Annotated in this window: 25 protein-coding genes; 11 read left to right on the plus strand and 14 right to left on the minus strand. The window is 57.8% G+C overall.

The window, feature by feature from the left end; translation table 11 throughout:
* Window positions 1–6: 6 nt before the first annotated feature.
* Genes coaE through K6117_RS12080 form a run of 4 tightly spaced genes read right to left on the minus strand, consistent with a single transcriptional unit; the run spans window position 7 to window position 2,853 of the window.
* Window positions 7–603, minus strand: coding sequence for a dephospho-CoA kinase (coaE, locus tag K6117_RS12065; RefSeq protein WP_221795352.1), 597 nt, complete (start codon window positions 601–603; stop codon window positions 7–9).
* Window positions 600–1,439, minus strand: coding sequence for a shikimate dehydrogenase (gene aroE / locus K6117_RS12070; protein WP_221795355.1), 840 nt, complete (start codon window positions 1,437–1,439; stop codon window positions 600–602). Before aroE ends, coaE begins: the two co-directional genes overlap by 4 nt.
* Complete coding sequence (locus K6117_RS12075; RefSeq protein WP_221795357.1) at window positions 1,436–2,032, minus strand: Maf family protein; 597 nt, start codon at window positions 2,030–2,032, stop codon at window positions 1,436–1,438. The genes aroE and K6117_RS12075 overlap by 4 nt, the downstream gene beginning before the upstream one ends.
* Window positions 2,029–2,853 (minus strand): pyruvate, water dikinase regulatory protein, encoded by an 825-nt coding sequence (locus K6117_RS12080; protein ID WP_221795361.1) that lies wholly within the window; start codon window positions 2,851–2,853, stop codon window positions 2,029–2,031. The genes K6117_RS12075 and K6117_RS12080 overlap by 4 nt, the downstream gene beginning before the upstream one ends.
* A 290-nt stretch (window positions 2,854–3,143) precedes the next feature.
* On the opposite strand from K6117_RS12080, the gene hemE reads away from it, so the two are divergent.
* The 4 genes from hemE (at window position 3,144) to K6117_RS12100 (ending at window position 6,829) form a co-directional block, all read left to right on the plus strand.
* The gene (gene hemE / locus K6117_RS12085; protein WP_221795365.1) at window positions 3,144–4,172 is read left to right on the plus strand and encodes a uroporphyrinogen decarboxylase; all 1,029 of its coding nucleotides are present in this window, start codon (window positions 3,144–3,146) and stop codon (window positions 4,170–4,172) included.
* Complete coding sequence (locus K6117_RS12090; RefSeq protein WP_221795369.1) at window positions 4,172–4,621, plus strand: CopD family protein; 450 nt, start codon at window positions 4,172–4,174, stop codon at window positions 4,619–4,621. Before hemE ends, K6117_RS12090 begins: the two co-directional genes overlap by 1 nt.
* A gap of 219 nt (window positions 4,622–4,840) precedes the next feature.
* Window positions 4,841–6,097 carry a transcription termination factor Rho gene (gene rho / locus K6117_RS12095; protein WP_221795374.1) on the plus strand — a complete coding sequence of 419 codons (1,257 nt, stop codon included), beginning with the start codon at window positions 4,841–4,843 and terminating at the stop codon, window positions 6,095–6,097.
* Window positions 6,098–6,106: 9 nt separating this feature from the next.
* Window positions 6,107–6,829, plus strand: a complete 723-nt coding sequence (locus K6117_RS12100; protein WP_221795378.1) for a YjbE family putative metal transport protein — start codon at window positions 6,107–6,109, stop codon at window positions 6,827–6,829.
* Window positions 6,830–6,913: 84 nt separating this feature from the next.
* On the opposite strand, the gene K6117_RS12105 is transcribed toward K6117_RS12100, so the two are convergent.
* Window positions 6,914–7,615, minus strand: coding sequence for a dienelactone hydrolase family protein (locus K6117_RS12105; protein ID WP_221795382.1), 702 nt, complete (start codon window positions 7,613–7,615; stop codon window positions 6,914–6,916).
* Window positions 7,612–8,118, minus strand: coding sequence for a methylated-DNA--[protein]-cysteine S-methyltransferase (locus K6117_RS12110; RefSeq protein WP_221795385.1), 507 nt, complete (start codon window positions 8,116–8,118; stop codon window positions 7,612–7,614). Before K6117_RS12110 ends, K6117_RS12105 begins: the two co-directional genes overlap by 4 nt.
* Before the next feature lie 63 nt (window positions 8,119–8,181).
* On the opposite strand from K6117_RS12110, the gene K6117_RS12115 reads away from it, so the two are divergent.
* The 6 genes from K6117_RS12115 (at window position 8,182) to K6117_RS12140 (ending at window position 14,033) form a co-directional block, all read left to right on the plus strand.
* Complete coding sequence (locus K6117_RS12115) at window positions 8,182–8,415, plus strand: DUF6489 family protein (RefSeq protein WP_221795388.1); 234 nt, start codon at window positions 8,182–8,184, stop codon at window positions 8,413–8,415.
* A gap of 2 nt (window positions 8,416–8,417) precedes the next feature.
* Window positions 8,418–9,725, plus strand: a complete 1,308-nt coding sequence (mnmE, locus tag K6117_RS12120) for a tRNA uridine-5-carboxymethylaminomethyl(34) synthesis GTPase MnmE (RefSeq protein WP_221795392.1) — start codon at window positions 8,418–8,420, stop codon at window positions 9,723–9,725.
* A gap of 66 nt (window positions 9,726–9,791) precedes the next feature.
* Window positions 9,792–11,675 (plus strand): tRNA uridine-5-carboxymethylaminomethyl(34) synthesis enzyme MnmG, encoded by a 1,884-nt coding sequence (gene mnmG, locus K6117_RS12125; RefSeq protein ID WP_221795395.1) that lies wholly within the window; start codon window positions 9,792–9,794, stop codon window positions 11,673–11,675.
* On the plus strand, window positions 11,672–12,343 hold the full coding sequence (rsmG, locus tag K6117_RS12130) for a 16S rRNA (guanine(527)-N(7))-methyltransferase RsmG (RefSeq protein ID WP_246605069.1): 672 nt from the start codon (window positions 11,672–11,674) through the stop codon (window positions 12,341–12,343). Before mnmG ends, rsmG begins: the two co-directional genes overlap by 4 nt.
* A complete protein-coding gene (locus tag K6117_RS12135; RefSeq protein WP_221795398.1) occupies window positions 12,340–13,119 on the plus strand; it encodes a ParA family protein in 780 nt (259 codons plus the stop codon). Before rsmG ends, K6117_RS12135 begins: the two co-directional genes overlap by 4 nt.
* Complete coding sequence (locus K6117_RS12140) at window positions 13,116–14,033, plus strand: ParB/RepB/Spo0J family partition protein (protein ID WP_221795401.1); 918 nt, start codon at window positions 13,116–13,118, stop codon at window positions 14,031–14,033. The genes K6117_RS12135 and K6117_RS12140 overlap by 4 nt, the downstream gene beginning before the upstream one ends.
* Window positions 14,034–14,083: 50 nt before the next feature.
* On the opposite strand, the gene K6117_RS12145 is transcribed toward K6117_RS12140, so the two are convergent.
* The 4 genes from K6117_RS12145 to K6117_RS12160 form a co-directional block, all read right to left on the minus strand.
* Entirely contained in the window at window positions 14,084–16,774 is a 2,691-nt protein-coding gene (locus K6117_RS12145) for an MSCRAMM family protein (RefSeq protein ID WP_221795405.1), read from the minus strand.
* A gap of 27 nt (window positions 16,775–16,801) precedes the next feature.
* A complete protein-coding gene (locus tag K6117_RS12150) occupies window positions 16,802–17,635 on the minus strand; it encodes a fimbrial biogenesis chaperone (protein WP_246605070.1) in 834 nt (277 codons plus the stop codon).
* Between the two features lie 172 nt (window positions 17,636–17,807).
* Window positions 17,808–18,308, minus strand: coding sequence for a DUF4402 domain-containing protein (locus K6117_RS12155; RefSeq protein WP_221795409.1), 501 nt, complete (start codon window positions 18,306–18,308; stop codon window positions 17,808–17,810).
* Window positions 18,309–18,642: 334 nt separating this feature from the next.
* Entirely contained in the window at window positions 18,643–18,921 is a 279-nt protein-coding gene (locus K6117_RS12160; RefSeq protein ID WP_221795412.1) for an integration host factor subunit beta, read from the minus strand.
* 315 nt (window positions 18,922–19,236) lie between these two features.
* Here K6117_RS12160 and K6117_RS12165 point away from each other — a divergent pair, with 315 nt between their 5' ends.
* A complete protein-coding gene (locus K6117_RS12165) occupies window positions 19,237–19,608 on the plus strand; it encodes a c-type cytochrome (RefSeq protein WP_221795416.1) in 372 nt (123 codons plus the stop codon).
* A gap of 119 nt (window positions 19,609–19,727) precedes the next feature.
* On the opposite strand, the gene rpsA is transcribed toward K6117_RS12165, so the two are convergent.
* Genes rpsA through aroA form a run of 4 tightly spaced genes read right to left on the minus strand, consistent with a single transcriptional unit; the run spans window position 19,728 to window position 23,619 of the window.
* Window positions 19,728–21,443 (minus strand): 30S ribosomal protein S1, encoded by a 1,716-nt coding sequence (rpsA, locus tag K6117_RS12170; protein WP_221795419.1) that lies wholly within the window; start codon window positions 21,441–21,443, stop codon window positions 19,728–19,730.
* A 21-nt stretch (window positions 21,444–21,464) separates the two neighbouring features.
* Window positions 21,465–21,596: a hypothetical protein gene (locus tag K6117_RS14565; protein ID WP_281422142.1), complete on the minus strand. Its 132-nt coding sequence runs from the start codon at window positions 21,594–21,596 to the stop codon at window positions 21,465–21,467.
* Between the two features lie 47 nt (window positions 21,597–21,643).
* Window positions 21,644–22,261 (minus strand): (d)CMP kinase, encoded by a 618-nt coding sequence (locus K6117_RS12175; protein ID WP_221795422.1) that lies wholly within the window; start codon window positions 22,259–22,261, stop codon window positions 21,644–21,646.
* Window positions 22,258–23,619 carry a 3-phosphoshikimate 1-carboxyvinyltransferase gene (aroA, locus tag K6117_RS12180; RefSeq protein WP_221795425.1) on the minus strand — a complete coding sequence of 454 codons (1,362 nt, stop codon included), beginning with the start codon at window positions 23,617–23,619 and terminating at the stop codon, window positions 22,258–22,260. Before aroA ends, K6117_RS12175 begins: the two co-directional genes overlap by 4 nt.
* Window positions 23,620–23,638 lie beyond the last annotated feature (19 nt).

Below are 23,638 nucleotides of genomic sequence, written 5' to 3' on the forward strand. Positions count from 1 at the left end.
GTCTTGTTATCGGACTCTCTTCGCTCGGATGCAAGCCACCACGCGACGAATTTGCGCCCGTGTATGGTTCAGGGTCCCGCCCGTATCGATGATGATATCGGCACGACGGCGTTTCTCTGCATCCGGCACCTGTAAATGGCGGATATGCGCGAATTTGGCGAGCGACATACCGGGCCGGGCCAGCACCCTGCGCCGTTGTTTCCACACGGGTGCCGAGACAACGGCCACCAGATCGATCTCCCGCTGGTGTCCCTTTTCAAATAAAAGCGGGATATCGAGCACCACCATCGGCTTGGCACGATGGCGACGCAGGAAATCGCGGCGCAGCTTTGCCACCGCCGGATGGACGATATGTTCCAATTGCCGCAAGCGTTCGGGATGACCCAGCACCATCTTGCCCAAGATTTGCCGATCAACGCCCTGTGGGCCGGTGGACCCCGGAAATGCCCGCTCGATCACCGGCAATAGACTGCCGCCCGGTCCTTGCAGTTGATGCACCGCCGCATCGGCATCGAAGACCGGCACGCCACATATGCGGAAAAACGCGCTGGCAGCCGATTTTCCCATGCCGATGGAGCCGGTAAGGCCGATGATGGTCGTCATGACGTCAGTATGTCGCGCAACTCGGCATCGCGTTCGCGCGGCGGCGACATGCCGAAGAACAATTCGAACGCGCGGGCTGCCTGACCGATCAGCATTTCCAGCCCGTCGATCACCGCATTGCCGCGCGCGCGCGCCTCGGCCAGCAACGCTGTTTCCAGCGGGGCATAGACAATGTCGTTGACGATGGCCGCCACCGGTAAATGATCGAGTCGGATCGGCAAGGCGGGCTGGCCCTGCATGCCAAGCGAGGTGGCATTGACCAACACCGCCGCATTTTCGAGCGCCATATCGGCGTTTTCCCAATCACACGCGGTGAGATTTATCCCCATATCCACCGCAATTTCGGCAATGCGCGATTGGTTGCGATTGATCATCACGATGTCGTTGCAGCCAAGATCGCACAACGCCGCCACAATCGCACGCGATGCGCCGCCCGCGCCCAGTACCACCGCCCTGCCACCGCGATAGCCCTTGGCAACCAAGGGCAAGGCGAAGCCGATGACATCGCTATTATCGCCGAATAAGCTGCTGTCATCCTGCCGGACGACGCAATTTACCGCGCCGACCCGCGCCGCCAGCGGCGATAATTGGTTGCAATAGGCCATGACCGCCTGTTTATGGGGTACGGTGACATTGCATCCGCGCCATAACGGGTCGGCTTGATGCGTCGCGAGATAGGTCTGCACATCCGGACTATGCACAAGCTCAGCCCGATAATCGACATCCAGCCCCAGACATTTGGCCCAAAACAGATGTATTTTCGGAGATTTGGATTGGGCAATCGGATCGCCGATGACATTTGCATAGTTTTGGGCAGTGGTTGAGACTGTTGTCATGACGTCAAAATTCCCTCTGCCCGCAGGGCCTGTAACAAGGGCAGCAACGGAAGACCCATGATGGCAAAATGATTGCCTTCGATCCGTTCAAATAATTGCGCGCCGCGCCCTTCGATCTGATAGCCGCCGACGCACCAGCGCACTTCGTCCCATTCCCGTTCGATATAATCCGCTATAAATGCAGCACTTAACGGACGGACAGACATGCGGACCCGTTCGACATGCTGCCAAATAACTTGCCCTGAACGCACCAATACGGCGGCGCTGATCAATTCATGGGTTCGGCCCGCCATGTGCGCCAATTGCCCAGCCAGATCATCCTTGTCCTTTGCCTTGTCGAGCATCGTCCCGTCATCCAGCGCTAACGTCTGGTCGCTGCCGAGAATCAACGCACCGGGATGGGATTCAGTGAGGGCGAGCGCCTTGAATTCAGCCAGATGCAAAGCCAGCGCCGCCGGGTCCTGATTGGCGGTGCGGAACAATGCCTTGGCAGCGTCTTCATCCGCATCGGGCAAGATGACCTCATAAGGGACCGCCGCCGCGCGCAGAATGGCCTGCCGCGATGCGCTGCGTGAAGCGAGAATCAGAGTCATGTCGTCGTCGATTCCATCCGTCGCAAATTATGGACATTGATGATGGCGGCCGCCGTTTCTTCAATCGAACGCCGCGTCACATCAATTACCGGCCAGTCATTATCCGCGAATAATCGACGCGCATAGGTCAGTTCGCGATTGATCGCCTCTTGATCGACATAAGCGGTTTCCGGTGATTGATTGAGCGACAGCAGGCGATTACGCCGCACCTGCAATAATCGGTCCGCACCGGTCGTCAGACCAACGACCAATGGATGTTTGAGATGGAACAGGGCGGGGGGAGGCGGCGATTCCACAACAATCGGGATATTGGCGACCTTATATCCCTTATTCGCGAGATAAATGGCGGTGGGCGTTTTGCTCGATCGCGACACCCCGGCAAGGATGATATCGGCTTGTTCCCAATTTTCAGGGGCGACGCCATCATCATGGGCGATAGTGTAGCTGATCGCCTCGACCCGTGCGAAATAGGCCGCATCGAGCATATGCTGCTGCCCCGGTCGCGCCTTGGCCTGTTGACCCAACATCCGCGATAATGCGTCCAGCACCGGATCGAGCGCGGGCACCAAGGGCAGACTCATCCGTTCGCCATGGGCCTCCAACTTTTGCCTGACATCGAGATTGACCAAGGTATAGATGATCAGGCCCGGTTGTGCCGCAATTTCAGTCATGATGCGGTCAAGATGACCTTCGCTGCGCACCATCGGCCAGAAATGTTTGATCGCTTCGACGCCATCAAATTGGGCAAGGGCCGCCTTGGCGATGTTTTCCAGGGTTTCGCCGGTAGAATCCGACACAAGATGGACGTGCAATATGGTCATGATCGGAAAAGTCTGTGGATAAAGCCGGGAGAACGCAAGGCAAAACCATCACGGATATGGGCTGCTGTATAATCCGGACATCGGTTCGACTGGAATATCAAGGGTTGTCCACAGGGGGATGATCTTATCCACAGACTGTGAATCATTGGGACGAAAGCAACGACTCTGTGGACTCGCGTGAGAGTCCGATCTGTCAAACTGTTGGCATTTTCGACTGGATCGCCTAATCCCCGCTGTCAGCGCCACCTACTACAGTCTACAATCTTAAATTCTCTTACTTGGATTCATAGATGTCAGTCGAAAAACCGTTGCTCGCCGTCTTGCGTGGAAAAAAGCAAGATATCCCGCCGATGTGGCTGATGCGACAGGCTGGACGCTATTTGCCGGAATATCGTGCGTTGCGCGCGGAAAAAGGCGGGTTCCTCGAATTGGTGGAAGACAGCCCATCGGCCGCCGAAGTAACGTTGCAGCCGATCAAGCGCTTTGATTTCGATGGCGCGATCCTGTTTTCCGACATTCTGGTGATCCCTTATGCCATGGGCCAGCGTTTGTGGTTTGAAGAGGGCGAAGGTCCTCGTCTTGCCCCGACGATGATCGATGCGACGCTGGATAGCCTTGTGCCGGTGCCAGGGCGGCTGGACCCGGTCTATGAGACGATCCGGTTGGTCAAGGCCGCATTGGCCCCCGAAAAGACGTTTCTTGGCTTTGCGGGCAGTCCCTGGACGATTGCGACCTATATGGTTGCGGGTCAGGGCAGCAAGGAACAAGCCCCGGCACGACGCTTGGCCTATCGTGACCCGCAAGCATTCCAGCATTTGATCGATGCGATTGTGGCAATGACCGTCGATTATCTCGATGGGCAGATTGTGGCAGGCGTCGATGCGATCCAGTTGTTCGATAGCTGGGCGGGAAGTCTTTCACCTGCGCAGTTCGAACAATGGGTGATTGCGCCGAACCGGGCGATTGTCGATCAATTGCGCGCGCGCCATCCGAGAACGCCGATTATTGGCTTTCCAAAGGGTGCAGGCGGCAAGCTCGCGGCTTATGCGGCGGGTACGAATGTCGATGCATTGGGGCTGGATGAAACCGTTGATCCCAAATGGGCGGACAAGATTTTGCCGCCGGGTTTGCCGGTGCAGGGTAATCTCGACCCGCTCGCGCTGATTGCCGGTGGCGAGGCATTGCGCGGGGCCGTTGAAAATATCCGCTTGGCCTTTGCCGATCGACCGCATATTTTCAATCTCGGTCACGGCATCCAACAAGATACGCCGATTGCCCATGTCGAAGAGCTGGTGAAACTGGTCAGGACGGGTCGCTAATGGCTGATTATGCCGGATATTTGGGAAATGCCTATCTGTGGGTGAAATCTGCCCATGTCATTTTCGTCATTTTCTGGATGGCCGGCATGTTCATGCTGCCGCGTTATTTTGTCTATCATCATGCGGTAATACCGGGATCGCCCGAAGATAAGCTCTGGATTGAGCGCGAACGCCGGTTGTTGTGCATCATCGTCAATCCGGCGATGATTATTGCCTGGATTTTCGGGCTGATGCTGGCGTTTAATCTGGGATGGGAAGGGGGCTGGCTCTATGCCAAAGTCATTCTCATTCTGGCCTTCAGTGGCTTTCATGGCTGGTTATCGAAATTACGTAAGCAATTCATCGCCGGGCAACGTCCGGTGACGGAACGGCGGTTGCGCTTGCTCAATGAAATTCCCGGTATTGTCATTGCGTTGGCGGTCATTCTGGTGATTGTCCGTCCGTTCTAGATATCTGCCTTGGCGGATTCTATCAGCGCGATACTCTTGACTTGATTCTGGTAGCGTCATAGGACGAGCCAAGTTCAGAGCGGCGTCCTGCCGCTCCTGTCTGTTGAAGCCACTCCTTTGAAGACGATCCCGTAAGGGATAGCACATCATCAAAGCTGTTTTGGCGTTTGCTTCAATAACCTCATTTCCGAACAATCAATTTATATTCCGGGTAACCCCATGCATCTGCAAGACTTGAAGAAAAAGACTCCCGCCGAACTGGTTTCCATGGCCGAGGAACTGGGCGTCGAAGGCGCATCGACCATGCGTAAGCAGGATCTGATGTTCGCCATTCTCAAGGTTGAGGCCGAAAATGGTACGCAGATCATGGGGATCGGGACGATTGAAGTGTTGCAGGATGGCTTTGGCTTTCTGCGTTCGCCCGAAGCCAATTATCTTGCCGGACCGGATGATATTTATGTCTCGCCCAATCAGGTTCGCAAATATGGTCTGCGCACCGGCGATACGGTTGAAGGCGAAATTCGGGGTCCGAAGGATGGCGAGCGCTATTTTGCCCTTACGCGCCTCACCAGCGTCAATTTCGATGATCCGGACGTTGTGCGCCATCGCGTCAATTTCGACAATCTGACGCCGCTCTATCCGGACGAGAAGCTTAATCTCGATACGCTTGATCCAACGGTTAAAGATAAATCAGCCCGGGTGATCGATCTGGTCAGCCCGCAGGGCAAGGGCCAGCGTGCCCTGATCGTGGCGCCGCCGCGCGTTGGTAAGACGGTCTTGTTGCAGAATATCGCCAAGGCGATCACCGACAATCACCCGGAAGTGTTCTTGATCGTGTTGTTGATCGATGAACGTCCGGAAGAAGTCACCGACATGCAGCGTTCGGTCAAGGGCGAGGTGATTTCCTCGACCTTCGACGAACCGGCATCGCGCCACGTGCAGGTCGCTGAAATGGTGATTGAAAAGGCTAAGCGTCTGGTCGAGCATAAAAAGGATGTGGTGATCCTGCTCGATTCCATCACCCGTCTGGGCCGTGCGTACAACACCGTGGTGCCATCATCGGGCAAGGTGTTGACCGGCGGTGTTGATGCCAATGCACTACAGCGGCCAAAGCGCTTCTTCGGTGCAGCGCGCAATATTGAAGAGGGTGGTTCACTCTCCATCATCGCCACTGCGCTGATCGATACCGGCAGCCGCATGGATGAAGTGATCTTTGAAGAATTCAAGGGCACCGGCAACTCGGAAATCGTGCTTGATCGCAAGGTTGCAGACAAGCGCATCTTCCCGGCGCTGGATGTCGGCAAGTCCGGCACCCGTAAGGAAGAACTGCTGGTCGACAAGGCCAAGCTGTCGAAAATGTGGGTCTTGCGTCGTATTCTGATGCAGATGGGCACGATCGATGCGATGGAATTCCTGCTCGACAAGATGAAGGATTCGAAGACCAACGAAGATTTCTTCGACTCGATGAATCAATAGGATAGATCGATGATATTCGAACTTTTTGCAGTGGCGGGTCAGGCCGTACCGGGCCTTGGTTCACCAGCGGAAATCTGGAGTCATATCGTCACCGATTTCTCCAATATTAGTAGCCCTACCGCGTTTTCTGCATTCATGCAGGTATTGCTGATCGACATTACCCTTGCAGGCGATAATGCGATTGTTGTCGGCGCGCTTGCGGCGGGTCTGCCTGTTGCACAGCGCAAGAAAGTCATTCTGATCGGCATCATGGCCGCGCTGGTGCTGCGTATTGTGTTTGCCTTGATGGTGAGCTGGCTGCTGGGCATTGTCGGTCTGGTGCTGGCAGGCGGCATCTTGTTGTTGTGGGTCGCATGGAAAATGTATCGCGACCTGCATCATAGCTCGGAATCGCCCGGTTCGCCTGAAATTCAGGGGGATGAGCATAGCGGTATCTCTGCGGCGAAGAGCTTTGCTGCGGCGGCTTGGGCGGTGGCAGTGGCCGACGTATCCATGAGCCTTGATAATGTGCTGGCGGTTGCGGGTGCAGCCCGCGAACATCCCGGTATTTTGATGATCGGCCTTGTGCTTTCCGTTGCGCTAATGGGCTTGGCCGCAAATATGATCGCCCAATGTATCGAGCGTTATCGCTGGATTGCGTGGGTTGGCCTTGCCGTGATCGTCTATGTCGCTGGCAAGATGATCTGGGAAGGGTTTCACGAAGTGCAGCCGCATGTGATGCTGTTGATCTGAACCACCTTATTCTTACATAAAAAAGGGGTCCCAATCGGGGCCCCTTTTCTTTTGTGTCGAGTGCGCGTCTAAGACCTAATTGAATCAGGCCAGATGCTGCGCAAAAAAGTCTCGGGTGCGGGCATCCGCCAATTGGGCGCCTTCTTCATGGCGACGATTGCCCATTTCTGCCGCAAAACCGTGATCCAGCCCGGCATAGTCGTGCAAGACGACTTTTGGATGATCATCCAGCCCGGCATGCATGGTGGCCTGTGCTTCAACCGGGACAAAGCCATCGGCGGTGGGGATGTGCAGCATTAGCGGATGGGCAATAGCGTGGGACTCGTTCAGCATCTGATCGATCATCACGCCATAATAGCCGACAGAGGCATCGATATCCGTCCGGGCGGCGGTCATGTATGCGAGCTTTCCGCCGAGGCAATAGCCCACGCATCCGACCTTGGCGACCGGGGCAAGGCCATCAATCCCGGCTCGAATTGCGCGAATGGTCGCTTCGATATCCTGCACGCCGTCATTGGCATCATAGACACCGAAATAGCCGAAGGCTTCCTGCAGTTCCGCCTCTATATCTGCATCCAATTCGATGCCGGGCTTGATCCGCCAGAACAGGTCCGGGGCAACCGCGAGATAGCCGAGCTTGGCCCAATTGTCGCATTTCTGACGGATGCCCGCGTTTACGCCAAAGATTTCCTGAATCACGATAATCGCAGCCTTGGGTGTCCCGGCAGGCTTGGCGACATAGGCGTTGAAGCTGGCGCTATGATCGAAGGTGGCAATCTTGGTCATCGCATTGTCCGTTCTCGTTGTGTTGATTCGAAATGAAGAAGCCATTTCTTGGTGTTGGCACCTTCCCCTGCGGAATAATGCCCGATCACGCCATTGGCGGCAATCACCCGATGACAAGGAATGATGATGGGAAAGGGGTTACGGCGACAGGCCGAACCAATAGCTCTTGGACCGGAATCGAATTGGCGGGCCAATTGGCCATAGCTGGCGGTGTCACCGTAAGAAATGCTGGCGATTGCATCTCGCATCACCTGCCCACGCAGCGTTTTCACAGGTGCAACCGGGAGCTTGAAAACCTGTCTTTGACCCGTAAAATATTGGTCAAATTGTCTTATCGTTTCATCGACAAGCCTATTGCTGGTGTGCTGATCGGACGTGCGCGCAGATGCATTGCTGATAATCGAGAGCGATACCAGCCAATCGTCATTCGCCGAGATATGAATCATCCCGATCGGCGATTGCCAATGCCCGGATGATGACCTTTGCTCTAATCGCCTATCCATAGACCTGCCTCATCAAAGTCGATAACATCAGTCTATCAGTTAATGGCGAGGAGAACAGCAGCCATGAATATTACGATCAATGTCGAATGCACGCCGGAAGAGGCGCGTCGTTTCATGGGGCTGCCTGATCTTCAACCGCTGCACGATATCTATCTCGACAAGATGAAGCGCTCCATTGATGAAATGGGCACGACCGAGGGTTTGATGAATATGGTGAAGAGCTGGGGTCCGATGGGCGACCAGATGATGTCGGGCTGGACCAATTTGATGAGCGGCAAGGGCAAATCCGACAAGTGACGATGCCGACATCTGCTTATTCGACTATATTTGCACTCTCTTCTGGCAATCCCCCGGCGGGGATTGCCATTATTCGTATCAGCGGGCCACAGGCGGCGGACGTCCTGACCGCCGTTACCGATTATCATCATGTGCCGCGCATGGCGCATTATGGCCGTTTTCACGATCCGGATAATCAGATGTTGCTCGACCATGGGTTGAGCCTGTGGTTCCCCGGACCGCATAATGCGACGGGTGAGGATCTGGCGGAATTGCATCTGCATGGCTCTGTTGCCGTGGTGGAGGCTGTGCTGGCGATGCTCGGTCGCCGTCCCGGACTGCGCTTGGCCGAACCGGGGGAGTTCACGCGACGGGCGTTAGAAAATGGCCGGATGGATTTGGATGCGGCGGAGGGCTTGGGCGACTTGCTCCGCGCTCGCACCGAACGACAGCGCAAGAGTGCGTTGCTCCGGGCCGAGGGTGGGCTTGGCCGCAAGGTGCGCGAATGGGAAGGAGAATTGTTGCGTCTCTCAGCCCGGATTGAAGCCGCGCTCGATTTCTCGGATGAAGACGATGTCGGTGATGCGGATCGGGATCTGCATGTCGCGGTGCGCGCCGGGATGATGGGAATTTCCACCTCCATTCGCGATCTGCTCTCCGCGCCACCCGCAGAACCCTTGGCCGATGGGGTGAGGGTCGTACTGGGGGGGCCGCCGAATGCGGGCAAGTCGACATTGCTCAATGCCTTGATTGGCCGCGAGGCTGCAATTGTCGATGATGAGGCAGGCACGACGCGGGATGTGATTGAAGTGCCGGTTGATCTGGGCGGCTATGCATTGATCCTGACCGACACCGCCGGACTGCGTGAGGCGGCAGGACGGGTCGAGCAGCAGGGCATCGCCCGCGCACAGGATCAGATTGCAGCCGCCGATATTGTGTTGTGGTTGGGTGACCCGGAAGACAGGCCGGATCATCCGCAATGCATGATCGTGCATTCACGGGCGGATACGCCGGGTCGGGCGATCAAGCCAGAGGTCGCCGATGTTGCCATATCGCCGCGTACGGGTGAGGGCATGGATGTGTTCCGCGCGCTTCTGCTGGAACGGGTGCGCCAAGTGGTGCCAGCGGAAGATCAACTCGCAGTGAATCGCCGCCAGCGCCATTGGTTGGTGCTGATTGCCGAGGCGCTGGAGGATCATCACCATCAAGACCTGTTGCTGTTGGCCGAGCAATGTCGGATTGCCCGTCAGGCATTCGATTCATTGACCGGGCGCAGTGGGGTGGAGGATATGTTGGGCGCGCTATTCGGACAATTCTGCATCGGCAAATAATCGCCTTCGGTCCGTTTCACGTGGAACATTTTGACAGGTGAGGCAGGACCGGATAGGCCCAAAGCCATGCAAGAGAGCCAGTTTGATGTGATCGTCGTCGGCGGCGGCCATGCCGGCGTGGAGGCCGCGACAGCCGCCGCCCGCATGGGTGCGCGCACAGCACTTGTCACCATGGATAAAAATGGCATTGGTGCCATGTCGTGCAACCCAGCCATTGGTGGATTAGGCAAGGGCCATCTTGTGCGCGAGGTCGATGCCTGTGGTGGCGTGATCGCGCGCGCGGCGGATGCTGGTGCCATTCATTACCGGATGCTGAATCGGTCCAAGGGCCGGGCGGTGCAGGGGCCGCGGGTGCAGGCCGACCGACGCCTGTTTCGCGCGGCGGTCCAGGCCATCGTCAATGGCACTGAAGGTCTGACTATCATTGAGGGTGAAGGGGCCAATCTCATCCTGTCTCCGGATTGTGGCACAGTGCTTGGCTTGAAGCTGTCCGATGGTGTGGCGTTGCGGTCGCAGTCTGTGGTGCTGGCGGCGGGGACTTTCCTGCGCGCGCGGCTGCATTTTGGTTTGGATGTGGTGGTCGGTGGACGCATTCATGAGCGCGCGGCGAATCAACTGGGGCTGCAACTTGAAGCATTGGCCATGCCACTGGGCCGATTGAAGACGGGGACGCCGCCAAGGCTGGATGGGCGGACGATTGATTGGGCGATGCTGCCGCGTCAGGAATCGGATGTCGACCCTTGGACGATGTCGGCGCGCACGCCACAACGGATATTGCCGCAATTATTCTGCGCGGTGACGCGCACGACGGCAGAGACCCATCAGATCATTCGCGACAATCTTGATAAGTCGCCGCTGTTTTCAGGGGCGATCGAGGGGCGTGGTCCGCGTTATTGCCCGTCGATTGAAGACAAGATTTTCCGCTTTGGCGATCGGGACGGCCATCAGATCTTCCTTGAGCCGGAAGGTCTCGATGATTGGCGGATCTATCCCAATGGGATCAGCACATCATTACCGGTCGCGGTGCAGGACCAGTTTATCCGGACCTTGCCAGGGCTGTCCAATGTCCGGATCGATCAGCCCGGCTATGCTGTTGAATATGATTATATCGATCCGCGCCAACTGAATCGCAGGCTTGGCTATCGCGGACTCAATGGGCTTTTCCTCGCCGGTCAGATTAATGGCACGACCGGCTATGAGGAAGCGGCGGCGCAAGGACTCGTCGCAGGTGCAAATGCAGCGGCCCATGCATTGGGTCGGGCGGCGGTCGAATTTGATCGCGCCGATAGCTATATCGGGGTGATGATTGATGACCTGACCCTGCATGGGGTGACAGAGCCTTATCGGATGCTGACTGCGCGTGCAGAATATCGGCTGCGGCTTCGATCGGATAATGCCTGGACGCGACTTGGACCAATGGCGGCTGCCGCGGGGCTATTAGATACTGACGCGCATGCGTTCTTCGCTGCACGTGCTGAACTTCGGGATATTGCCCGAAAGGCCATGGATGCCGTGCTTCCAGATCGCCACTTGGTTGCGGCGGGTTGGCAGAGCAGTGGTCCAAATGATGGGGTCAAACGCAGCCTTTGGGAATGGCTCCGCTTTCCTGGCATCGATGCGCATGTCATTCGCGGCTTGGAAGGCACGCTCGATACCGATGCGTATACGCGTGCTGGACCAGACCTGCTGGATGAGCTGATTGAGGACGGTCGTTATGCCCCTTATGTCGAGCGGCAGGATGTCGAGCTTGCCCAATTGGCGGCGGACCGGCAGCGGCTTATTCCGGATTGGGTGAACTATCGCCAAATTGCCGGGTTGAGCAATGAAATGGTAGAGAAATTGGAGGCGGCGCGTCCGGCGACATTGGCGGATGCGGGGCAGATGCGGGGCATTACCCCGGCTGCATTAGCGGCCATTCTCGCCGTCGTTCGTAAGGGTATATCAGTATGAATATGGTGCCGGCGCTGCCTCTGCTGCCAGATGAGGTGCGGGTTCAGTTGGAGGCCTTGGGGGCCGTTTCACGTGAAACAATCGACAAATTGCGTATCTATGGCAAGATGTTGATTGAGGAGACAGCGCAGCAAAATCTCATCTCAGCATCCACCATCCCCGATTTCTGGACGCGCCATATCCTTGATTCCGCGCAATTGATCGCGGCGGTTGGCCATCCGAAACCGGGGGTGCATTGGCTTGATATTGGTAGCGGCGCCGGGTTGCCGGGGATTGTCCTCGCTATTTTCGGTTGTCCGGTGACGATGATTGAGCCGCGCCGGTTGCGGGTGGATTTTCTGCTGCGGGTGATCGACCAACTGCAACTCGACCATGCGACAGCCTTATGTGGGAAGGTGGAGAACCTGCCCAAGGATAGCTATTTTGACGTGATTACCGCGCGTGCGGTGGCGCCATTGAATGATCTTTGGCGCATGGCGGGGCATGTGGTCAAGGATGATACAATTTGGACCCTTCCAAAGGGGAAGAATGCGATAAATGAACTGGAACTGGCGCGGCGTTCATGGCAGGGTGATTTCACGATTATTCCCAGTGTAACAAGTGCCGACGCCCGGATCATCGTGGCCCGGCATGTACGTCCCAGAAATAGGGGAAACACGCGGCCATGATGAAGATAGCAGTAGCAAATCAGAAGGGCGGTGTCGGCAAGACGACGACGGCCATCAATCTGGCAACGGCGCTTGCGGCCATCGGGCGGCGGGTGTTGCTGATCGATCTCGATCCGCAGGGCAATGCCTCGACCGGTCTCGGCATATCGCCCAATGAACGTAACAACAGCAGCTATGAATTGCTCACGGGTCAATGCACGCTTGAAGAAAGTGTGATGGCGACCCGCGTGCCCCGGCTTGATCTGGTGCCTGCCACCGTCGATCTTTCGGGTGCCGAGATTGAATTGGTGGATGCTGAAAACCGCGTCCATCGGCTCTCGGCGGCCTTGGAAGCACAAGCAGATCGCTGGGATGTCTGTCTCATCGACTGTCCACCCTCGCTCGGGCTTTTGACAATGAACGCATTGATTGCAGCGGAATCCTTATTGGTGCCGCTGCAATGCGAGTTTTTCGCGCTGGAGGGGTTGAGTCAGTTACTGCAAACGGTTGAGCGGGTGCGCGCCCGTTTTAATCCCGGTCTTGGTATTATCGGGGTGGCTCTGACGATGTTCGACCGTCGCAATCGCCTGTCGGAGCAGGTGGCGCAAGATGTCCGCGCCTGTCTTGGCGATCTGGTGTTTGAGACAGTCATTCCGCGAAATGTCCGTCTTTCGGAAGCGCCGAGCCATGGTCTGCCGGCGCTGATCTATGATATTCGTTGCAGCGGATCAGAGGCTTATATGAATCTTGCGCGAGAAATCATGCCCCGTCTTCAACGCTTGGAGGTCGCAGCATGAGCGGTGATCTGACACAGCCAGCGCGCAAGCGTCCGATTGGCCTTGGCCGTGGCCTGTCCGCGTTGATGGGCGAGGCGCAACGCGAAGAGCCGTTGGTGTCGGCGACGGTTGATGGCTTGCCCAGTCCCGGTATCCGGTTTGTTTCGGTGGCGGATCTTGCACCACATCCGGATCAGCCGCGTCGCCACTTCGACGAAGCGGCGCTGGGGGAGCTTGCGCTCTCGATTGAGGCGCGTGGGGTTATTCAGCCGATCGTGGTGCGGCCATGGAAGGGCAAATATCAGATCGTCGCTGGCGAGCGCCGTTGGCGTGCTGCGCAACGGGCGCATCTGCATGAGGTGCCGGTCATCGTTCGTGATTTCGACGATGCGGAAACGCTGGAAATCGCGTTGGTCGAAAATATCCAGCGCGAAGATCTGAACGTGATTGAAGAAGCGGAGGCCTATCTCCGGCTGATGCGTGATTTTGGCCATAGTCAGGATGCGTTGGGCCGTTTGGTCCATAAATCCCGCAGCCATATTGCCAATCTTGTGCGTCTGCTCGATTTGCCAGCCCCTGTGCAGGGCCATCTGGTCGAGGGTCGGCTGTCCATGGGTCATGCCCGCGCTTTGATCAATACGCCAGACCCGGTGACATTGGCCGAGGCGGTGATCGCGCGCGGCCTATCTGTGCGCGATACCGAAGAATTGGCGCGCAAGTCCCGGCCCGGTAATAATCGCGTTGTCAAAGCGCCTTCTGCCAATGTGATGGGTGCAGATGCGGACATTGCCCTGCTTGAGCGTCAATTGGGCGATCTTATCGGGTTGAAGGTCTCGATCGAGCATAAGGGGCAGGGCGGTAGCGTGACACTGAGCTATTCGACGCTGGATCAACTCGACATGATTTGTCAGCGCCTGAGCGGGGAGCGCATTTAACCCCGATTTGGCGGGAAGTCGTCTCGCGCGACTTTTTCACGTGAAACAAATTAAGGTGCGGTGTGTGCCGTCATCTGCTGCGATTGGATGGCGACCATGCCCAGATGCAGTGATACGGCCGCATTCGATACGGCGACATCCTGTACATTTCCTGGATCAAGTCGGGCTGCGCTGGCGGCGAGCGGGGCGACGCGCAGGCTGTATTTGCCATAGGGAACGGATTCGAACAGGAAAAACCCGTCATATTCACTACGGGTAATTGCCTGCACATGTCCTTGTGCCGTGACCAGTTCAATATCTACCCCCTCAAGCGGACCACCGCCTGCGCGGATCAGCGTCCCATCGACCTCGCCGGTGCTGACCAATGCGATGTCGACCAATGCATCAATGCCGGGGCGTGGTGTCACTATCAGTCCCGGACCTTTGGGCTGTACATGTGGGTCTGCGAGGGATGCGCCTTCGACGCCGATCAAAATCGGTTGGAATGGGGTGAGGCTATGAATGGTTGCCAAGCCATTTGTGCCGGTCGACCGGCTGGTCGGTATCTTCCCGAGCGCAATCTTGGCTCCCGGTTCTAATGGCTCGCCGGGTTGATAGTTACCATCATTATTGGTGTCGCGAAACACGCGCGTGATCACGCTGCCAAGCGAGGCCTGTTTATCCGAGGTCATTCGCAGGCCGCGTCCTATAGGGTTACGGCCAAGGCTGAAGGCAAGGTTGATACCCGCTGCGACGGATCGATCCGTGCTCAATTCACCAGTTGCCGACAATGCTAGACGATTGAAGCGGTGCGTATAACCCATGGCAGCGCGCGCGCGCGATAGCCCGTGATCATAGCCGAGGCCGACGCGCCAGCCCTGACGTTCATTGCTTTGCCAATCGGCCGCGATATTGGCGGATTCAAAGCGAGGCCCGGGCGACAATTGCCAGCGAATCTCGCCGCGCAGTCGTATTTTCCCATATCTGCCGGAGAGCAGCAAGCCGGCATCCAGTCTTTCCGGTGGACTTGGCCCGGATCGGGTGCGTTCAACATGCCATCCGAGTTCGCCTGTTGTCATCAACCCTCTGAACTTTGTGGAGATGCGGGAGCTGAGGTCGAGTGAATTAATGCCGGTTGTTCGCGTCGTGTAGCGGGCATCAAGATGCAGCGGCACGATCTGACTGCCAAGGGCAAGGGCATGATCCAATGCGATGCTATGCGTCCCGGTCGTGCTGCGTTCGATTCGGTCGGTTTTTATGTCATGTGAAATGATCGATTCCGCAGCGACAAAGCTGCGCCCGAACGCGCCCACCAACTGAGCGCGACCGGCATAGCCGCCATTGCGTTGCGCAGCCGCCGATAATTCAAGCAGTGCAGGGCCAAGCGCCCGCCGGATTGAGCCTTCGACAAAGCTGACCCGCTGGTCTTCGACCAACAGGCTGTGGACTTGTACGGCGAGGCTGGTTCTGAGGCCAAGGCCGATTTCCAGCCCAGCTGACCCGCGCCAGCCTTGATCGCTATAAAATGCCTGATGTTTCACTGTCACCAGATCATGATTGTCTTGTGAAAAACTAAGGGCATAGCGCAGCTTGCCGGGTGGTGGATTGTCCATGCCGACATTGATGAGTTTGCGGTCGCGTTTGATCTGGCCCTGCGGCCCGTAGCTGACGACTTCCAGACTATTCAGCCCATAGAGTAGTGGAACGTCGAGAAACTCATATCGTCCATCGCTACGCGGTTGGGCGAATTGCAGGAGCTGATCGTTGCGATACAGTTCGGCATCCCAACCTTGCGGCAGTTCGCCATGCAAAGAGGTACGATCAAAGATGTCAGGTTGATCGAGTAGGCGATTCGTGATGGCGATACCGCGCCCCGGCATGGCTTGTGCGACGAGTGGCGACCCATAAGATGAGATGTCGCCGACCGCGAGATAGGTCGCGCCAAGCGGGCCAAGTAATTTGCTGCCCGGGGACATGCGATAGCCACGCAGGCGGAGGGATGAGGGTTTGGCATGGTTATCGGTCGATAGACGCGCATCGACACTGGCGCGCGCGATCTCCCCCGAGGCATAAAGTTCGACGCTACGATTGCCTTGCGCGCCGCGCTTGCGATCTTGCGTGCCATTCAGCGTGACGACCGCATCAAGCGCCGGGGTCCGCCACATCCTGTATGGCAGCACAGCCTGAGGCAGCTTTTTTTCATCCAGTTGGATATGGGGACGGAAGCTGGCCGCTCTGGCGCGTCGTTCCAACATGCGTTCAACTGGCAACATGTGATCCGCATGCACGAGTATCAACGCATTGGCCTGATCCAGATTAAGTTGAATGCCGAGCCAGCGCGACAATTCAACGGTCTCCACGCACCAGCCTTCACGGGTGTCGATGATCGCATCCCCTGGCAATGCTTGTCGTCGGCCTTGTAAGGTGACGTTATGGGCCGTGCGTTCGATGGCAAGGGTACGCATCTCATCAAAGACCCAGCCTTGCGCCTTGGTCTTGTCGGGGCTTAATTTGATGGCGAGATCGAACGACCTGACGATATCGTCGAAATTGACGCAGACGGCGTTCGGTTTTTGATAGCCGCGTACGCCATCGCCCAGCCGGTATTTCCCCAGCCGTAGATCGAACAATAATGCATCGTCATCATTTGCTTGCCATGCGGCCTCGCTTGCACCGGCCATAGAGGCAGGTGACGTCATGAAGGCGGCGATGGCGAGGCAGAGGGTGCGCCAGCCCGTTTTGAGGGTGCGAGGACGGCCCATTTATTGCTGGTGTTTGCGACCTGAGGTTTATTTCAGGACGACATCTGTTTCGGCAATGACGCCGCCACCGCTCGCTTCATCAGCGATATATTGCACTTTCGCTGGCCCACGAAATGTCGCGGCTGCATCATTGGCGAGCGGCAACGTCACCTGACGCGACGTGATTTCTGGATAAATGGCGACGCCACGAATCTGCGCTATCGGCTTGTCCTGCCCGTGCGGCGTGACACGAAGCTCACCATAGACTGATCGATTTCCATCGCGATTCAATGTAAGATTGATCGCGGGCTTGTTCTCTTCGTCCTTGCCAAAGGCCACGTTCGCGATTGAGGCCCCGGCGACCAATTGCCCGCGTCGGACGATGATCGGGATCGATACGCCATAAATCGGCGTGAGCGCGATGCTCAGACCGTTGCTCTGCCCGGAATTTGGTGTTGCAGCCTGGGCCAACGGAATCGCGCGGAACAGCATATGTGCGCGATATTCGCCATCTGGCAAACCTGCGGGCGGCTGTACGCCCACACGAATGGCTTGGGGTTGATTGGGGGCGAGAGTCACGCGGCGCGGGGCATAGGCAATCATGCCGAGCACGGCCTGTTCTGAATCATTCGGTGTTGTGACTTCTTCAAGCTGCCCATCCGGGGACATGCGCCGAAGTTCGAGCGACACGCGATAGGTCGCCGTTTCATTGCCGATATTATTGAGGACTATTTCCGAGCTGCGATTGCTGTCCAGCACCAGTCTGGTGGGGGCCACGAGCAGATCGCCCGATGCATGCGCTGACGTGCATGATAATACCGCAACGCCGATCATCAGCGTGGCGCCGAGGCGTGACTGCGTACGCCACAAAGTCTTTCCCATGATGTACTCCCACACATACTGCACTCGATTTTCTCAAACCGTTATGGCGTGGAATACATCCGATATGGTTTAAAATGCCTTAACCATGGGGTCGCAGCGTGTAGGGGGTAGATGGCTTGGACATATTATCACCCGCCCGTACGAATGGCACCGGCGGGTGATGACGGGAAGATTATTGATATTCCACAGCAACAGTGAACGTACCTGAGTAATTGCCCGCGAGCTGTGAACCGCTGACAGCAAGTGCGCCACCTACGGTCACTGCATTCGCGCCGGATACAAGCGAGAGGGTGGTTGCGCTACCGGTCAATGTGGCGACCATATTGTTGCCATTGCCATCGGACAGCGTCACCGTTGGCGCAACTGTAATGCCGACAGTCTGGCCGGTCGTGCCGGCGATGCCGAAACTTGCAGCGGCAGCGCTGCCAACGCAGACAAGCGTGCCGCAATTGCGGGTCCCTGCCGTTGATACAGAAACGGTCGCGGACGTTCCATTGGGAACGATCGTGCCGAAATCGAGTGCCGCATTATTGGTAATCGCAACGGGTTGAAGAATTGTGGCCCGGGCGGTTGCATCGGCAGATGCAGCCTGAGCAGCCGAGGATGTACCAAGGATTGCAGTGGCCATGACGGCACCTGCCATCACCAGATTCAAAAAGTTCTTGTTAATCATCACATGTCCCTTGTGTTTGAAGCCGGGGAATCGGTCCTGAGCACCATCACCGGTATCGCCAAAATGGATGTAAATGATTGTCGAAACCATCAATGCTGATGGTTAACGCGGCATTATGGCACGCGTATCTGTGTGATAAGGATGCGAAAAAAATGCGAATCGCCATAGAAATCGCCGAGTCGCGGTGGGCATGAGCCGCAGTCCGATATGGCCATCATGGGCCTATTCTGGCGCAATGTGAGTAGTTGCATCAGTCATCAAATAGACGCTTTTGCAAGTTATCACTCGCCACACCCGATCCTTGTGCAGATCGGGCGCGGCCAGTCGAAGTGTATCAGGCGTTCAGGCGCAGGCGCAATTCTTTGCCCGGCTTGAAATGGGGGACGCGCTTTGCTGCCACGGCAACGGTTTCACCCGTGCGCGGATTGCGGCCTTCGCGGGCTTCGCGGTCACGCGTTGAAAAAGCGCCAAAACCGCGCAGTTCCACACGGCCACCACTGGCCAATTGGTCGACGATGGAGTCGAGGATCGTGGCGACGATTCTGTCCGCTTCCTGTACCCGGAGGTGAGGATTCTGGCGCACCAGCAATTCGACAAGCTCTGAACGGATCATCAATATCTCCCGTAGTCCGAGATGAACGAAACCCGGGCCATCTCTATCGTCATCCCTGACGACAGTTGCAGCCCCGGAGTGATTACGCGAACCAATGGGAGAGGATACAGTCCTCTGCCGTCACAATCACGCTACATGCCGGAAGTTGCGTATGAGTTTCAATAGGAAAGTGACGCAGTTAACTGTGAAAAGTCTTTATATTGGGCGACATAGGGATAAGAATCTTGTCCAAATCCGTCCAATCGACGAATAGGTCCTATCTGTTTACCGATCCAGCACGACCCAGATGTGCATTTGATAACCAAAAGGAGTGAAATGATGAAGCCTGTCCACCTGTCATGGCTATTGGCGCTGACGGCCAGCTTACCGTCGATTGCTGTGGCTGCACCGCTGGCCAAGCCCTCTGCTTTCGCCATTTGCAGCGCTTGCCATCAGGTAACGGCGGGCGCGCGTTCGACTGTTGGGCCGAATCTGTGGGGCGTAGGTGGGCGTAAGGCAGGCAGCTTGCCGGGCTTTGCCTATTCCCCCGCGATGAAGGCCGTGCCGTTCAAATGGGACCAGGCCAAGCTTGTGGCGTTTCTGAAGAATCCCAAGGCTGTGGTGCCGGGGACGCGCATGGCATTTGTCGGCATCTCCGATCCGGCACGGGCGACCGAGGTTGCCAATTATCTGCTGTCCCTGAAATAAGGGGTGGCGCAGGGTAGGGGGAGCATCCTGCCGGCATGAAAAAGGGGCCGTCCAGCATCTGCCGGACGGCCCCTTTTTGTGGATAGGGCGGGAGGGCGTTGGCCCTCCCGCACCATATCTTACTTCTTGTCGCCGCCGCGTGCCTTGAGCGCTTCGCCCAAGATGTCGCCGAGCGATGCACCCGAGTCGGACGAACCGTACTGGGCCACAGCCTGCTTTTCTTCGGCGATCTGCATCGCCTTGATCGAGAAGTTCGGCTTCTTCGAACGGTCGAAACCGATCACCATCGCATCGAACTTCTGGCCGACCTGATAGCGTTCCGGACGCTGTTCGTCGCGATCGCGACCCAGATCCGAACGCTTGATGAAGCCGGTCACGCCATCGTCGCCGACCTGCACTTCAAGGCCGCCGTCACGTACTTCAAGCACGGTCACGGTCACGACTTCGTTCTTGTTGACGCCGCCTGCACCCGAGGTAGCAACTGCCGTCGAAGCGCCAGCGCGTTCGAGCTGCTTGATGCCCAGCGAGATGCGTTCCTTCTCGACGTCGATGTCGAGGACGATGGCCTTGACCATTTCGCCCTTGTGATGAAGGTTGAGCGCTTCTTCGCCCGACACGCCCCATGCGATGTCCGACATGTGAACCATGCCGTCCACATCGCCATCGAGACCGATGAACAGACCGAATTCGGTCGCGTTCTTGACTTCGCCTTCGACTTCCGAGCCGACCGGATGGGCAGCGGCAAAGCCTTCCCACGGGTTGGTCTGGGCTTGCTTGAGGCCAAGCGAGATACGACGCTTTTCGCTGTCGACTTCGAGGATGATGACATCGACTTCCTGGCTCGTCGAAACGATCTTGCCCGGATGCACGTTCTTCTTGGTCCAGCTCATTTCCGAGACGTGGACAAGACCTTCGATGCCAGCTTCCAGTTCGACGAAGGCACCATATTCGGTGATGTTCGTCACGCGACCGGTGAACTTGCCGCCGACCGGATATTTGGCGGCTGCGCCTTCCCACGGATCGCTTTCAAGCTGCTTCATGCCGAGCGAGATGCGCTGCGTGTCGCGGTTGATGCGGATGATCTGCACGCGGACGGTATCGCCGATGTTGATCACTTCGTTCGGGTGCTGGATGCGCTTGTAGCTGAGGTCGGTGACATGCAGCAGGCCGTCGATGCCGCCGAGATCAACGAACGCACCATAATCGGTGATGTTCTTGACGACGCCTTCGATGATCTGGCCTTCCTGCAGGTTCAGCATCAGGCCCGAACGCTGTTCAGCGCGGGTTTCTTCGAGGATCGCACGACGCGAAACGACGATGTTGCCGCGCTTGCGGTCCATCTTCAGGATCTGGAACGGCTGCGGAATATCCATCAGCGGGGTAACGTCGCGCACCGGACGGATGTCGACCTGGCTGCCCGGCAAGAAGGCCACGGCACCGTTCAGATCGACGGTGAAGCCACCCTTGACGCGGCCAAAGATGACGCCTTCGACGCGCGAAGACTGGGTGAATTCTGCTTCGAGCTTGTCCCAAGCTTCTTCGCGACGCGCACGGTCGCGGCTCAGCATGGCTTCGCCATGAACGTTTTCAACGCGATCGACATAGACGTCGACCTTGTCGCCAACGGCGATTTCAGCCTTCTGGCCCGGTGCCGCGAATTCGCGCAGCGCCACGCGACCTTCGGACTTCAGCCCGACGTCGATGATCGCCATGTCGTTTTCGATTGCTGTAACGGTGCCGGTGACGACGCGGCCTTCAAAGCCGTCATTGCCGCCAAGGGATGCTTCAAGAAGTGCCGCGAAATCATCGCGGGTCGGTTGGACCGAGCTTGCCATAGGATCAAATGTTCCTGTCTGTCAGTTTTCCGGCCATTCGGTTGGTTCCGAAGGTCTTTTGGCCGAAGTGCCGCAACGGCCCCATGCCGGTACGGCATCCATTGGACGTTCGAGATCATGGACGTCCGAAAATACGAAAAGGCGTACAGACACATCCGACCAGAAATTGGCGGGGTCTATACGCCGAAGCGGGGACGGCGTTAGCGCCTGTCCCGAATCCGGGCGTCCACAAGCGCAATCGCACGCTGGACGGCCGCGTCTATAGTCAAATCGCTGGTATCTAGCAAGTCGGCATCGGCGGCGCGGACCAGCGGTGCGACAGAGCGTGCGGAATCGCGTTCATCCCGTTGCCGGATGTCGGCAAGGATCGCATCATAGTCATCGGTCGGGTCTTCGCGATGGCGGCGTTCGGCACGAATTTCCGTCCTTGCGGTGACGAACAGCTTGGCATCGGCCTGCGGCACGATCACGCTGCCAATATCGCGGCCATCGATGATCGCGCCCGCGGTCTGCGCCGCAAAGTCGCGCTGGCGGGCAAGCAGGGCTGCGCGCACCGCCGGGTGGATCGAGACGCGGGAGGCAAGGCCGCCTGCGGTTTCGCTGCGTATTGCGGGGTCGTCGAGCAGCGTTTCCGGGAACGCTGCCCCTTTCAACGCGTCCGCCGGGTCGTCCGGATTGCCGCCCTGCTGTGCGGTCGCGATGCCGACAGCGCGATACAACAGGCCGGTATCGAGATGGGGCAGCCCATAATGCCGGGCGAGCGCCTTGGCGATCGTCCCTTTGCCGGATGCTGCGGGGCCATCAACGGCGATAATCATGCGGCGGTGTCGGTCGTAGCGATGGGGCGGGCCTCAGCACCGAGTCGCGTCATCAACGGCACGAAATCGGGAAAGCTCGTCGCAATCGGGGCCATGTCGTCAATCTGTACCGGCTGTTGCGAGACCAGACCGGCAACCGCGAAGCTCATCGCGATGCGGTGATCGAGTCGGGTGGCGATGGTCGCGCTGCCGGGGAATGGATCGCCATTGCGGCCGTCGATGATCAGCCCGTCCTCGACTTCTTCCACCGTCGCACCAATCGCGCGCAGTCCTTCGGCCATCACGGCGATGCGATCCGATTCCTTGACGCGCAATTCTTCCAGCCCGCGCAGCACCGACCGGCCTTTGGCCATGGCAGCGGCGATGAACAGGATCGGGAATTCGTCGACCATGCTCGGCACGATGTCATGTGGTGATTCGATGCCGTGGAGGACGCTGTGGCGCACGCGGATATCGGCCACCGGCTCCCCCCCCACAATGCGCTGGTTGATGAGCTGCACATCGCCGCCCATCGCCTGCAACAAGGTGAACAGTCCGGCGCGAGTCGGGTTGATGCCGACATTTTCGACCGTCACATCCGATCCCGGCACCAGCAACGCGGCCACGACCGGGAAGGCGGCAGAGGATGGATCTCCCGGCACGACGATCTGCTGGGGCTTCAGTTCAGCCTCGCCGCGAATCGTGATCGTGCGCACCCCATCGGCATCGGTATCGACCGTCAGCTCGGCCCCGAATCCGGCCAGCATCTTTTCGCTATGATCGCGGGTCGGGATCGGTTCGATGACAGTCGTGATGCCGGGCGTGTTGAGACCGGCCAGCAAAATCGCCGATTTCACCTGTGCCGATGCGACCGGCAGGCGATAGCGAATCGGCACCGCCGGACAGGCCCCGCGCATCGTCAGCGGTAGGCGTCCTCCCGGCGACGCGGTAAATTCTGCCCCCATTTGCGCTAGCGGCTCGATCACCCGACCCATGGGCCGTTTGGACAGCGACGCATCGCCGGTAAAAGTCGCGGTGATATTATGGCTTGCGATCAGGCCCATCAACAGGCGGGTCGATGTGCCGCTATTGCCCATGTCGAGCGCGGTGTCGGGTTGTAGCAAGCCACCCACGCCCACGCCGTTGATGTGCCAGATGCCGTGCGAATCGCGATTGATCGACGCGCCCATTGCCCGCATTGCCGCCGCCGTCGCCAATACGTCCTCGCCTTCCAACAGCCCCTCGACCCGGCTTTCGCCGACGGCAAGCGCCGATAGCATCAAGGATCGGTGGGAAATTGACTTGTCGCCGGGCACGCGTTCGGTGCCGGTAAGGGGGCCGTGGCTGTGAAAGCTGGCAGAGGCTGGTTTTTCATGCATAGCACCGGGTCTTTGACAG

The sequence above is a fragment of the Alteraquisediminimonas sediminicola genome, from assembly GCF_019740335.1.
GTDB lineage: Bacteria > Pseudomonadota > Alphaproteobacteria > Sphingomonadales > Sphingomonadaceae > Alteraquisediminimonas > Alteraquisediminimonas sediminicola.